Origin of the sequence: Bifidobacterium felsineum (assembly GCF_002802915.1) — a bacterium.
GTDB classification, from domain to species: domain Bacteria; phylum Actinomycetota; class Actinomycetes; order Actinomycetales; family Bifidobacteriaceae; genus Bifidobacterium; species Bifidobacterium felsineum.
On the sequence record NZ_PEBJ01000001.1, the window covers coordinates 667,321 to 680,360 of the forward strand.

10 protein-coding genes are annotated in these 13,040 nt (G+C 57.1%); 8 read left to right on the plus strand and 2 right to left on the minus strand.

Going from position 1 to position 13,040, the window contains the following annotated elements:
* Positions 1-59: 59 nt before the first annotated feature.
* Positions 60-938: a peptide chain release factor N(5)-glutamine methyltransferase gene (gene prmC / locus CSQ86_RS02790; protein WP_100493558.1), complete on the plus strand. Its 879-nt coding sequence runs from the start codon at positions 60-62 to the stop codon at positions 936-938.
* Between the two features lie 277 nt (positions 939-1,215).
* Here prmC and CSQ86_RS02795 read toward each other — a convergent pair whose 3' ends face one another.
* Positions 1,216-1,842 carry a sugar O-acetyltransferase gene (locus CSQ86_RS02795; protein WP_100493759.1) on the minus strand — a complete coding sequence of 209 codons (627 nt, stop codon included), beginning with the start codon at positions 1,840-1,842 and terminating at the stop codon, positions 1,216-1,218.
* A gap of 251 nt (positions 1,843-2,093) precedes the next feature.
* Here CSQ86_RS02795 and CSQ86_RS02800 point away from each other — a divergent pair, with 251 nt between their 5' ends.
* The 7 genes from CSQ86_RS02800 to amrS all read left to right on the plus strand — a co-directional run bounded on the left by CSQ86_RS02800 (position 2,094) and on the right by amrS (position 10,774).
* Positions 2,094-2,762, plus strand: coding sequence for an L-threonylcarbamoyladenylate synthase (locus tag CSQ86_RS02800; protein WP_100493559.1), 669 nt, complete (start codon positions 2,094-2,096; stop codon positions 2,760-2,762).
* Positions 2,759-4,027 (plus strand): MraY family glycosyltransferase, encoded by a 1,269-nt coding sequence (locus CSQ86_RS02805; RefSeq protein WP_243387573.1) that lies wholly within the window; start codon positions 2,759-2,761, stop codon positions 4,025-4,027. Before CSQ86_RS02800 ends, CSQ86_RS02805 begins: the two co-directional genes overlap by 4 nt.
* A 90-nt stretch (positions 4,028-4,117) precedes the next feature.
* Positions 4,118-5,668 carry an IMP dehydrogenase gene (gene guaB, locus CSQ86_RS02810; RefSeq protein WP_033891953.1) on the plus strand — a complete coding sequence of 517 codons (1,551 nt, stop codon included), beginning with the start codon at positions 4,118-4,120 and terminating at the stop codon, positions 5,666-5,668.
* A gap of 252 nt (positions 5,669-5,920) precedes the next feature.
* A complete protein-coding gene (gene orn / locus CSQ86_RS02815) occupies positions 5,921-6,571 on the plus strand; it encodes an oligoribonuclease (protein WP_100493760.1) in 651 nt (216 codons plus the stop codon).
* 17 nt (positions 6,572-6,588) lie between these two features.
* A complete protein-coding gene (locus tag CSQ86_RS02820; RefSeq protein ID WP_100493560.1) occupies positions 6,589-8,001 on the plus strand; it encodes a DEAD/DEAH box helicase in 1,413 nt (470 codons plus the stop codon).
* A gap of 42 nt (positions 8,002-8,043) precedes the next feature.
* The gene (gene amrB, locus CSQ86_RS02825; protein ID WP_100493561.1) at positions 8,044-9,660 is read left to right on the plus strand and encodes an AmmeMemoRadiSam system protein B; all 1,617 of its coding nucleotides are present in this window, start codon (positions 8,044-8,046) and stop codon (positions 9,658-9,660) included.
* A 28-nt stretch (positions 9,661-9,688) separates the two neighbouring features.
* Positions 9,689-10,774 carry an AmmeMemoRadiSam system radical SAM enzyme gene (amrS, locus tag CSQ86_RS02830; protein WP_243387575.1) on the plus strand — a complete coding sequence of 362 codons (1,086 nt, stop codon included), beginning with the start codon at positions 9,689-9,691 and terminating at the stop codon, positions 10,772-10,774.
* 27 nt (positions 10,775-10,801) lie between these two features.
* Here the strand turns inward: amrS and CSQ86_RS09885 are convergent, their stop codons facing one another.
* The gene (locus CSQ86_RS09885; protein ID WP_243387577.1) at positions 10,802-12,958 is read right to left on the minus strand and encodes an SCO7613 C-terminal domain-containing membrane protein; all 2,157 of its coding nucleotides are present in this window, start codon (positions 12,956-12,958) and stop codon (positions 10,802-10,804) included.
* Between the last annotated feature and the right edge of the window lie 82 nt (positions 12,959-13,040).

Here is a 13,040-nt window from a genome sequence, read left to right on the forward strand (position 1 = left end):
CATATGTCAGCCAAAACCTTGCCGAATAACGTAGTTCCATATTCGGGAAGGAACCGGTTGTGACCACCAGCGATGTGATTCATGAGGCGGCGGCTCGACTGCGTGACGCGGGCATTGAAACGCCCGAGCATGATGCGAAGCTGCTGCTGGCAGAGGCTGCAGGCGTTGAGTTGCGCGATATTGACAAGTCGCTGTTGATGGGGGAGCCGGTCGACTTTGACGATGCTCGATTCCAAGCGATGATTGAACGCCGTGCCAAACGTGAGCCGTTGCAATATATCGTGGGCCATGCGCCGTTCAGATATTTGGATTTGGAAGTGGGTCCCGGTGTGTTCATCCCACGTCCGGAAACCGAAACCGTAGTGCAGGCCGGACTTGATTGGATGACCCAGCATGGGCTCATGCATCCGCGTGTAGTCGACCTATGTGCCGGTTCCGGTGCGATTGGCCTTGCCGTGGTCACCGAAGTACCGGGTAGTCAGGTGTGGGCTGTGGAGCTCTCGCCGCGGACCGCCGAGTGGACGCAGAAGAATCTGGTGCGTACGGCGAAGCTGTGTCCTTCTATCGCCTCGAATTATCAGCTGGAAATCGGCGACGCCACGTCATTGACTACTTTGGCTCAGCTTGATGGCACGGTGGATATGGTGATCACCAATCCGCCGTACATTCCCGAAACTGATATTCCCGAGCAGCCTGAAGTACGCGATTGGGATCCGGAATTGGCGTTATATGGCGGTTCTGCGGATGGCACATTGATTCCCGAACGCATCATCGAACGGGCTTTCCGCCTGCTCAAACCTGGAGGTGCACTGGTTATGGAGCACGACATCAGCCAAGGCGACCGACTCGTGGCCTATGCACGGGCCACCGGATTCGTCAACGCCTCCACCGGCAAGGATTGGACTGGTCGCGACCGGTACCTGTTTGCGCAGAGGTAGCGGTTCTCGGCTGGCTCCACGTTTGTATTATGTGCGGGTTTTTATGGGACGCAAGCGCATTATCGCCTGGATTGCGGTTGTATCCCACGGAGTAACGGGATGCAGCCGCAATCCGAGCGTTTTTGCATATACGTCCCACACGCTCACTAGAGAAATCATTGGAAATCCGCCATTCTTTAGATGAGTGCCAATAAGTATCGCGTTATAGCAGTGGGATGCAATTGCATTTATGCCAAAAATGCAATTGCATCCCACAATTATCGTTGAATATGAACGCTCACTGCGCGTAATACTGCAGAACGGATGCATCCTTGTCGGTGATTTCCTTGATTGGGCGTGCGGGATTGCCCACGGCTACTGTGTGCGGCGGAATATCGCGCGTCACCACAGATCCAGCGCCGATCACGCAGCCCTCACCGATTGTCACACCGCCAATTACCGTTACGTTGCCGCCGAACCAGCAGTTCGAGCCAATCACAATCGGCTTGCCATATTCATAGTCATACATCGAACCATCCGCAGCCTGACGCACATTGCGATCCTGCCAGCGCAGCGGATGCATCGGCGGTAGCAGGGAAACATTCGGGCCGAAGAGCACGTCGTCGCCGATGGTCACCGGATTGCAATCGAGCACGGTGAAGTTGAAGTTGGCGAATACGCGCTCGCCGATAGTGGTGTTGCAGCCATAATCAAAGAAGATTGGGCCGAGCACATCCAGTCCCTTGCCATGGCCAGGCAGCAGTTCGTCAAGTATTGCGTTACGGGTGGCATGGTCGGCACGAGAAGTGGCGTTGAACCGCGTGCAGAGGTCGGCTGCCTTGTCGCGCAGGGCAACAAGCTCAGGGTCGGCGGGATTGTACAGTTTACCGGCCAGCATTTCCTCACGTTCGCTGGCACGCGGCATGCGTGGCTCGACGGGAGGCAATTCGTTCGAGGATTCAATGCTCACAGCGTCACTCCTTTATCTGCCTTGAGAAACAAAAATCGAGTCCATTGTATAGACGTAGGGGAGTGGCGGCGATTTACTGACCGTGTGATGGAGCGCTAGGGCTGGGAACATATAAGGCGCCAGGGTGCGTATGCTTGACGCACGTCGTGGTTCGATGATGCAATGGTAGATTGTTGCATACGGTAGTGAACGGAGATGGTAGGAACATGGTGTCCACGCAAACATTGAAAGTCACGGATGAGTCGCTGGCATTGGCCTCGCGTGTTGTGCGTGAAGGTGGACTGGTCGTTATTCCTACGGATACCGTGTATGGTGTGGCCTGCGATCCGCGCAACCGTGAAGCCATCAGCCGCGTGTATGAACTGAAGCATCGCCCGAGGTATAAGGCATTGCAGGTGCTGCTGGCGTCCATTGATCAGCTTGATGAACTTGGACTTGATTTGCCGTCGCCGCTGAACCGTCTGTCCGCGGCTTTCCTGCCTGGTGCGTTCTCGCCGATCGCCGTGGCCCGTCCAGACTGCACGCTGGCCACTTTGGCTGATACCGGCGATGGGCGGCCGGGAACCCAAGGCATTCGTATTCCCAATTCGATGCTGTGCCTCGATATTCTGCGCGCCACTGGTCCGCTTGCCGCATCCAGCGCGAACCGTTCGGGCGAGGAAAGCGCGCAAAGCGTCGAAGAAGCCAAGCGGGCATTCGGCGATGATGTTGATTTGTATCTGGACGGCGGCCCTACCCCAGGGCACGTGTCCAGCACTGTGGTGAAGGCCGACCCGTATGGGCGTGACGGCATTGAAATCCTGCGTGAGGGAGTCATTGCGCAAAGCGTGATTCGCAAGGCTCTTCACCTGAACGGCGGAGGACTGGGCGCGTGAGAATCTATCTGCTGATTGCGGCTATTGCGGGCGGCGTGACTTGGCTGGTGACGCCGCTGATTCGCCATGTGGCCATTGAAATCGGGGCCGTGGGTGAGGTGCGTGCACGCGATGTGCATACGATTCCGACGCCTCGCATGGGTGGCCTCGCCATGCTCATTGGTTTTACGGTGGCCACCATTTTCGCCAGTAAAACGATGTTTTTGTCTGGATTGTTTACCGGAAATTACCAGATGTGGGTGATTCTGGCCGGTGGAATTATGATCAGCCTGCTCGGTATGGCCGATGATTTGTGGGATTTGGACTGGATGCTCAAGCTCGCCGGTCAGCTGCTCATCTCAGTGTTTGTAGCGTGGGGTGGTCTGCAGATCATCTCCCTGCCGCTCGGTGGGTCGCTGATTACCGCTTCGCCTAGCTTGTCGATGGCGATCACCGCATTCCTGATTGTGGCATCCATCAATGCCGTGAATTTTGTGGACGGCCTTGACGGCTTGGCTTCCGGCATTGTGGCCATTGGCGGCATCGCATTCGCGATTTACTCCTATATCATCGCGCGCTATTCGCCCAGCTATGCGTCGCTGGCCACGTTGATTGATGTGATGATGGTCGGCATCTGCGTGGGCTTCATTCTGCATAATTGGCATCCCGCCAAATTGTTCATGGGTGATTCCGGCTCGATGTTGCTGGGGTATCTCATTACCTGCGCTTCGATTGTGATGACCGGTCGTCTTGATCCAGCATCCATTCACCCCAGTATCTATCTGCCGGTGTTTATGCCGATTCTGTTGCCGATTCTGGTGCTGTTCCTACCGGTGCTGGATATGTGCCTGGCAATTGTGCGACGACTGGCCAAGGGGCAGTCGCCAATGCACCCCGACCGCATGCATTTGCATCACCGTATGCTGCGCATTGGTCACTCGGTGCGTGGCGCCGTGACGATTCTATGGGGCTGGGCTGCGCTTATTGCTTTCGGCTCGTTGATGATTCTGTTCTTCAGGGCGCGATATGTGTTGATTGGCATGGCGGTGGCAGTGGTGGTGCTGACCGTGGCCACCATGTATCCGTATCTCAAACATCGCATTCCTGAAATGCAGGCGGAGAATCGTGCCATGGAAGCGGCACGCGAAGGCGCGCAGCATGCGGCGATGCCGTCTGGGAAGCCGGGAAAGCCGACGATTGAGGCTGAGTCTGGTGAACAGCATGGCCAGGTGAATCGCCAAAGTGCGGATCAAAACTCGGGCCAGAGTATGGAATCACGCAAGTAGCCCGGGCTTACATGGGTTAATCTTGGCAATATTGTGACCGCTAACAGGAGTGTGTCGCGTTAGGTCAGCGCATGTTCATATAGTGTTTACATGGCTACAAACCTTGATGAATTGAACGCCCAATCGGCGTACGCCCCCCTTCCCCCGATTTTCGCCAAGCTCGGTCTTGCCTATGACGATGTGCTGCTGCTGCCGAACGAGACGGATGTCATTCCTTCCGAGGTGGATACCAGCACCCATCTGACCCGCAAGATCACGATGAAGGCCCCGGTGCTTTCCGCAGCCATGGATACCGTGACCGAGTCCGAGATGGCCATTGCCATGGCTCGTAACGGCGGCATTGGTGTGCTCCACCGCAACCTCTCCATCGACGATCAGGCCGCTCAGGTCGATGTGGTCAAGCGCTCTGAGTCCGGTATGATCACCGACCCGCTGACCGTCAGCCCGGAAGTCACCCTGGCTGATCTCGACAAGCTCTGCGGCAAGTTCCACATCTCCGGTCTGCCGGTTGTCGACAAGGAAAACAAGCTCGTCGGCATCATCACCAACCGTGACATGCGCTTCATCGCCTCCGAGGACTACGACACCCTGAAGGTCAAGGATGTGATGACCAAGGAGAACCTGGTCACCGGTCCGTCCAACATTTCCAAGGATGACGCCCACCGTCTGCTCGCCCAGCACAAGGTCGAGAAGCTGCCGCTGGTCGACTCCGAAGGTCACCTGACCGGCCTGATTACTGTGAAGGACTTCGTCAAGACCGAGCAGTACCCGGATGCCACCAAGGATGAGCAGGGCCGCCTGCGCGTGGCCGCCGGCGTCGGCTTCCTCGGTGACGCTTGGCAGCGCGCTTCCGCTCTGATGGAAGCCGGCGTTGATGTGCTCGTGGTCGACACCGCCAACGGCGAGGCTCGCCTGGCTCTCGACATGATTTCCCGTCTGAAGCACGACTCCGCATTCGACAACGTTCAGATCATCGGCGGCAACGTCGGCACCCGTTCCGGCGCCCAGGCCATGATCGACGCTGGCGCTGATGCCGTGAAGGTCGGTATCGGCCCAGGCTCCATCTGCACCACCCGCGTGGTCGCCGGTGTTGGCGTGCCGCAGCTCACCGCCGTGTACGAGGCCGCTCAGGCCTGCCGTGCCGCTGGCGTGCCGTGCATCGCCGACGGTGGCATCCACTACTCCGGTGATATCGCCAAGGCTTTGGTCGCCGGTGCATCCTCCGTGATGCTCGGTGGCGCCCTTGCAGGTTGTGAGGAAGCCCCGGGCGAGAAGGTGCTCCTGCACGGCAAGCAGTACAAGCTGTACCGCGGCATGGGCTCCCTCGGCGCCATGGCTCCGCGTGGCAAGAAGTCCTACTCCAAGGATCGTTACTTCCAGGCCGACGTGACCTCCAGCGACAAGGTCGTGCCGGAAGGCGTGGAAGGTGAAGTGCCGTACCGCGGACCGCTGAACGCCGTGCTCTACCAGATGCTCGGTGGCCTGCACCAGTCCATGTTCTACATCGGCGCCCACAACATTGCCGAAATGCCGGAACGTGGCCAGTTCATCCGCATCACTGACGCTGGTCTGCGCGAATCCCACCCGCACGACATCGTGATGACCGCGGAGGCTCCGAACTACTCCGGCTTCCACAACTGATCTGATTCCTGACTTGGGTCAGGACTGATTACTGCCGAAAGGGCTCGCTTATGCGGGCCCTTTTCGCATATATGGGGGCTTTCCCTGCACTTTTCGCGCGAATCGTACGCAAAATGGGGCTTAGAAGGAGCTTTTTAGTACTTTTCGTGCGAAAAGTAGGCAATAAGAAAACCGGGAAGCAGTATGTAGGCGTCGCGGTATAGTCTGAACTGTTCTTAATTAATGGGTGAAATGAAGAAAAGAGGCATGGGCATGGTCGATAGCCATGATGCAGAGACATACAGCGCCAAGGATTCGCGCCTGATCTGGATTGATTGCGAAATGACTGGACTGGATATCTTCGGCGGCGACGAGTTGGTCGAGGTGTCCGTGGTCCCCACTGATTTTGACCTGAACGTGTTGGATGAAGGCGTCGACTTCGTCATTAAGCCGAGCCAGAAGGCTGTGGACCATATGAACGACTTCGTGCGCAACATGCACACCCGCTCCGGCCTAATCAACGAGTGGGAAAACGGCCTGAGCCTCGAAGAAGCCGAGAAGAAGGTCACGGATTATGTGCTGCGTTTCACTCCGGAAGGCGTGAAGCCGCTACTCGCCGGCAACACCATCGGCTCCGACAAGAAGTTCCTCGACCACTATATGCCGAACCTGATGAGCCACCTGCACTACCGCAGCGTGGACGTGAGCACGCTGAAGGAGCTCGCCCGCCGTTGGTATCCTGCCGTGTACGAGAATCGCCCGCCGAAGAACGGCGGTCACCGTGCGCTCGCAGACATCATCGAATCTCTCGATGAGCTGCGCTACTACCGCAAGGCGTTCATGGCTCCGGTCCCTGGCCCGGATGATGCTCAGGCTAAGGCGATTTCCGCTGAAATCGTGGCCACTAGCCTGCTGAATAAGTAGCCGGAATAAGAGAGATTATGCGTCAAAGCGAAGCCTTAGCCATTTTGAATGCTGGCGCCAATGTTTTTCTTACCGGTGCTCCAGGTGCCGGCAAGACCTACATGCTCAACGAGTTCATTCGGCAGGCCAGGGCTGACGGCGCTGATGTGGCCGTCACCGCATCCACAGGCATAGCTTCCACACATATCAATGGGCAGACCATTCATTCGTGGAGTGGTATTGGTGTAGCCACAAGCCTGACCTCCAATCTGTTGAAGCTCATCAAAACCCGTCGCAAACGCAAGATTCAGGCCACTGACATCCTCGTCATCGATGAGGTGTCCATGCTGCACGCATGGCTGTTCGACATGGTCGATCAGGTTTGCCGTGCCGTTCGCCGGGATCCAAGGCCCTTCGGAGGCATCCAAGTGGTGCTGTCCGGTGACTTCTTCCAACTGCCACCGGTTTCGGTGTCCGGTCGCAACAATGATGTGATTGCGCCGACGCCGGAATTCGTGGCATCCCGTGAGCAGTATGCCAAGGCTGGAAAGAATCCGGAAGGATTCGTCACCGAATCACTGGTTTGGGATGAACTGAACCCCGCCATCTGCTATCTGACTGAACAGCACAGGCAAGATACCGGTGATTTGCTCACCGTGCTCACCGATATCCGCGAAAGCAACGTAACCCAAAACGACCGTGACGTATTGGTGACTCGTTTGGGAGTCATGCCCGAACCCGGCAAAGTGGCAGTGCACTTGTTCCCGGTGAATCGCCAGGCCGATGGGCTGAACGATTTGCGATTGCGGCAGATTCCAAATGAAAGACATGAATTCTTCGCCGAAACTGCAGGCCCGGTGAATCTGGTAAGCAGGCTTAAGAAAAACATGCTTGCCCCGGAGCATCTGGTGCTGAAAGTCGGTGCTGCGGTCATGGCCCTGCGCAACGACGCCGATCGCCAGTTCGTCAACGGTTCGCTCGGCACGGTGCGCGCGTTCGCTCCGGAGGCCAAGGGCGGCTGGCCGATTGTGGAATTCGAGAACGGCAATATTGTGACGATGAGGCCAGCCACTTGGGAAATGATGGATGGCGAAACTGTGCTTGCTTCGGTTTCGCAAGTGCCGTTGCGTTGCGCATGGGGCATCACCATTCACAAGTCCCAGGGCATGACGCTTGACCGTGCGGTCATGGACCTGCGACGGACCTTCGCACCCGGCATGGGATACGTGGCATTATCCCGTGTGGAATCGCTGGGCGGGCTTTATCTGGCCGGCGTCAATGAGCGCATGTTCCTGGTTTCGCCGGATGCCGTTGTCCTCGATGGTGCCTTACGCGAAGCTTCTGCTGCAGCTGCTGATCAGCTCGCCCAGGAAGGCTCCACCGCATTCAAACCATCCTCCACTGCACTTGACGATACCGACGACGACTTCGCCCAGGAAGCTTTGTTCTGAATGATTTGCGACGACTACCATGGTGCGTAGGGGGTGGTCGTTATGGTGCATTTCGATATATTCCATGAGAACAGTGACGTTCGTGGCAATAAAGGTGGCACAACTGGGCAAGGATATGTGCGCCCGGCAGCGGTGGCCGGTGCGTTCTACCCGGCGGATAGAACGCGGCTCAAGCAGCTGATTAACACGCAACTCGATTATGGACGCTCGCTGCTCAAACAGTTGGAGCCGCAGCTGCCTGCAGGAGTGCCGAAAGCGGTGATTGTGCCGCATGCCGGATATGTCTATTCCGGTACGACTGCTGCGCTTGCCTACGCATTGCTGGAACGCGGGCGTGGAACGGTAAAGCGTGCGGTGATTGTAGGCCCGACTCATCGTGTGCCTGTTCGGGGTGTTGCCTGCTCGCATGCGGTGGCCTTTGAAACCCCGTTGGGTGCGGTGCCGGTGGATGTGGATGCGGAGCGCAAGGCATCAAGTGTGCTCATCGTTAATGACCCCACTCATGCGCAGGAACATGCGGTAGAGGTGCAGGTTCCGTTTCTGCAGACGGTGTTCGGTCCGGATCTGACCATTGTGCCGCTGAATGCAGGGGACGCAAGCCCTGAAGAAGTAGGTGACGTGCTGCGCGCGCTGTGGGGTGGCCCGGAAACCGTAATCATCATCAGCTCCGATTTGTCGCATTATCATCCTGAGGCTTATGCGCGGCAATTGGATGATGAGACGATAGGCAACATCGCACATTCGAGAATGCCGATTCATCCGCGTAGAGCGTGTGGAGCATATCCGATTAACGGGTTGCTCGATGTGCTGGTACATGGGCTCAAGTCAGCACAGTGTGAAACGATACGTGAAACATCTAATGAGGAGGGGGAAGCCTGTCGCACATTCGCAGCCGAACAGTTCGACCTTCGACTTCTTGGCCGCAGTACCTCCGGCGATGACGGCGTCGTATCGCTCGCCGGCAAGCCGCGCTCGGATATGAACGATCCGGATGAACCTGTGGTTGGATATGCATCGTTTGCCATGTGGCAGAATACGAATACTGGTATTGGCGATGAAACTGCACGGAATACCGGCATCGCTACACCGGAAGACCGCGGTGGTGTGCTGCTGAACCTCGCCCGTGCGGCAATTCGCCAGCATCTTGGCATTGATAACGAGCCGGGAAATACGCCAGACGCCATCATCGAGCAAAATCCTTGGCTGGATGAGCCCGGTGCCAGCTTCGTGACGCTAACCGAACATGACCAATTGCGCGGGTGCATCGGTACGTTGAAAACCTATCGCTCGCTTGGCAAGGATGTATCCGACCATGCCGTTGACGCAGCTGCGCACGATCCGCGATTTCTCCCTGTCTCACCGGAAGAATATCCACTGCTTGAGGTGGAAGTCTCGGTGCTGGGCAAGCCGATGCCGATGCCGGTGCGCTCGCGAGCAGCACTTGAGCAAGCATTGCAACCCGGCAAGGATGGCCTTATCCTGACTGACCAACACGGCCGCAGCGCCACCTTCCTGCCGCAAGTCTGGGAGCAATTGCCGGCTCCGCATGATTTCGTCTCGCATTTGTTGGCTAAAGCCGGCATCCAAGCATCTCTTGACTGGAATAATGGGGAAATCGAATGTGAGCGATATGAGGTGACCGCATATGCCGAGCACTAGGGTGGTTTCTCGCTCGGGGCAGAGTGCAGTGACATCAGAACCAGATGCAGGACTCGCCACAGTGACGCCTGCCGCCATCGGACGCTGGCAAACCAAATTCAATGACGGCACTCGTCGCGCTCGCTGCGAACTTTGCCCACGCCGCTGTGTGCTGAAGCCCGGCCAGCGTGGATTCTGCTTCGTCCGATCGAATCATGATGGCGTCATCGTTTCGGATACCTACGGTCGCAGCTCGGGATTCGCAATCGACCCGGTGGAGAAAAAGCCACTCAACCATTTCCACCCAGGCTCCAGTGTGCTGAGTTTCGGCACGGCTGGCTGCAATTCCGGATGTCGATTCTGCCAGAACTGGGATATCTCCAAAGCCCGTGACTTCGACAGGCTTGGTGTGGAGGCCAGTCCGGAGAAGATTGCACAAGTGGCGGCGGACCGTGACATCGATTCGGTGGCGTTCACCTACAATGATCCGATTGTGTTCGCCGAATATGCGATTGATACGGCTGAAGCCTGTCGTGCACGAGGCATTCATCCGATTGCGGTTACCGCTGGATACATGAGTGCCGAGGCGCGACCGGATTTCTATGCGGCGATGGATGCGGCGAACATCGACCTGAAAGGCTTCACCGAGGATTTCTACTGGAAGGTGACCGGCACGCATTTGCAGGATGTACTCGACACCATCGATTATGCGGTGAACGAGGCGCGCACGCCAGACGGCAATCATGTATGGGTGGAACTCACCACATTGCTGATTCCTGGGCTCAACGATGACGACGCCCAACTGCACGCCGAATGCACATGGATTCGTGAACATCTCGGCCTTGATGTGCCATTGCATTTCTCCGCATTCCATCCGGCTTGGAAAATGCAGGATGTTCCACCAACTCCGCATGCAACGCTGACCCGGGCGCGCGAAATCGCACTTAACGAAGGATTGCACTACGTATACACCGGTAATGTGCATAATCGTGAAGGTGACACCACGTATTGCCCGAATCCGCAATGCCATGCAGCACTCATTGAACGTGACTGGTATCGCATCATCAATGACCGACTCAGCGGTACCGATGGGCGATGTCCGGAATGCGGCACGATTATCGCCGGGCGATGGTGAGTCCATCGCTAAGGGATATCGCAACGACTAGCGCAAATCACTGATACGCGAAGCCAACGTGCGCACGGATTTGAGGCTCGCCTCATACCGTGCCGCGGCGGCAATGAGAATCACGCCACCGGTGAGCAGCCACGCCCACCAATAATGGCGGGAGAACTCGGCAAGCCACGGCCACACCACAATCAGCAGATGCACGACAAGAATCACGGTCCCATAGATCAGCGGCGCCTGCAGCCCCAACGCGGCACCCAGCAGCAATGCGCACAGTGACATGGCAAACAGGGCAAGCATACGCGGCAGCGAAGGCGGCTCCACGCAGCTGATCAGCAACGATGGCACCATAAGCAACGTCAAAGCCGGCCATAATGTCGGCCAACTGCGTGCGGTCGGTTTGACCTGCAGCCAACGAACGCCGACAATCAGCGTAGCCGCACCCGACACCATGGCGATAAGATCCACCGGCGCATACGGTTGCGGATCGGTCCATGCCAGGAACAGCAGCACGATGCCAGTGACCGCGGTAAAGCAGGTCACGACGATTTGTGCAGCGGTAAGCAATTTCAAGGTCTGCAATGTTGAAGAGACATGTGGTTGCTGTGCGACAACCGGTTGTGGAATGGTGCGGATTTGCGGTTGCGGGAACGTTGGTTCCGGCGCTGGGGGATAAGGACGAGGGCGCAATGATTCCGGGTGCGGTTGTGTACTTCGTACTGGAATGAACGGCGATGGCGCAAATGTCGATGATGCGAACTGTGCTGTCTGTGTGCTCGCAGGGCGTGGAACGATCGGCACGGCAGTGGCCGGCTGATATGCCGTTTGCGCTGCGATAATCCAGAACACAACGCATATCGCGAGCATCATGACATATCCCACGAGGGAAGCCACCATCGGCAACGGGCTGCCGTGCGTAAAGTCGCCGGCGATAAGAATCAGCAGCATCCACGATCCCATAACAGCGGCGGATATGCGTTCCTGCGAGCTGATGGCTGTGCTGCGACGCATGAGCAACGTGGCAGCGATAAGAGCGAAACCAGCAATGGCAATCGCAGCAAAGTCAGCAATCGTGCGTGCAGCCTGGTCGTTGCTCATCACATCGCTTAAGATGTGGCGTAACAATGATTCCACGGCAATCGTCAACGACCAGAAGAATCCCAGCACAGGCGCTATGCGATGTGCCGGATGCAGTAACTTGCCTGTGTGAATGGCAGGCTTCTTATGCAGTATGACGAGAATCGCCGTCCATAACACCGGAGGAATGAAACCGGCGATAGCGGTGAGCCACAACGGATCGGCGCCATCGATGGATGTGTAGCCAAATACGGAAACAACGCCCAATGCAACCATTGCCGCAATAATCGATGCCATCCATTCGAAATCGGCATAGCGGGCCTGCTGCGGAACACGCACAATGGCGGCGAACGTTATGGATGCCAGTGCGCCGACGGAAAGCCCTAGCACCCATTGCACATCATGATTGGGGATGGGCATGGCTGAAATGAATGACATGAATGCGAACGGCAATGCGCACATGGCGTACAGCGTGGTGGCTCTGAGCGACAATGACGATGTGGGCGACGCTATTGGCTGAGTGTTTCGTTCCGGAATATGCGTTGCCATCGCACGCAGGGCATACGCCAGAGCGGTAATGCAAAGAATGATGATGCCTGAGAAATAACCTTCGGGAATCGCCTGTGCTATCGGTGGTATGTCGCTAATGAGCACGGCATCGATGGAAAGAGCCGCAAGACCAGCCCAGGTCAGACCTTCAGCGGTGACGCGCAGACGCTTGGTGAGCAGCATGCCGATGACCAGTGCCGCGATGCCGACGACGCCGATGCATACTGCGCGGCCGATGTCGCCGAGCAAACCATAGGCAAACGAAGCAAATGCGAATACGGCAATGGTTACGAGAGCTACGCCAAGAACCAGCAGTAATACTTGGATGCTGGAATGCTTGGGTTGATTCGGCTGACTGGGCTGATTCGGCTGACTGGGCTGATTCGGCTGCACATATGGATTCGGCTGGAATGGTGAATACTGCGGCATCGATTGCATCGATGGTGTATTGTGCTGCTGCCATGCCGGCGGCGCCGATTGCATTCGCGGCTGTGGCCGCACCTGTTGCGGCTGCACTTGTGATTGTGCCTGCTGCTTGTTTCCCCAATGCCCGGTTGGCTGCGTCATCGTGCCCTCCTGCCCCTTCGTACCCACAATTCTCGCATGGCGGATAGGGAAAGCCAAGATAGGGAAGTCCACAAAAAACAGT

Bases quoted from the DNA above. Each gene is read 5' to 3' on its own strand.
- guaB (WP_033891953.1), top strand. From the start codon at position 4,118: ATGGCTACAAACCTTGATGAATTGAACGCCCAATCGGCGTACGCCCCC.
- CSQ86_RS02800 (WP_100493559.1), top strand. From the start codon at position 2,094: ATGGTGTCCACGCAAACATTGAAAGTCACGGATGAGTCGCTGGCATTG.
- CSQ86_RS02820 (WP_100493560.1), top strand. From the start codon at position 6,589: ATGCGTCAAAGCGAAGCCTTAGCCATTTTGAATGCTGGCGCCAATGTT.
- orn (WP_100493760.1), top strand. From the start codon at position 5,921: ATGGTCGATAGCCATGATGCAGAGACATACAGCGCCAAGGATTCGCGC.
- amrB (WP_100493561.1), top strand. From the start codon at position 8,044: ATGGTGCATTTCGATATATTCCATGAGAACAGTGACGTTCGTGGCAAT.
- CSQ86_RS02795 (WP_100493759.1), bottom strand. From the start codon at position 1,842: ATGCCGCGTGCCAGCGAACGTGAGGAAATGCTGGCCGGTAAACTGTAC.
- CSQ86_RS09885 (WP_243387577.1), bottom strand. From the start codon at position 12,958: ATGACGCAGCCAACCGGGCATTGGGGAAACAAGCAGCAGGCACAATCA.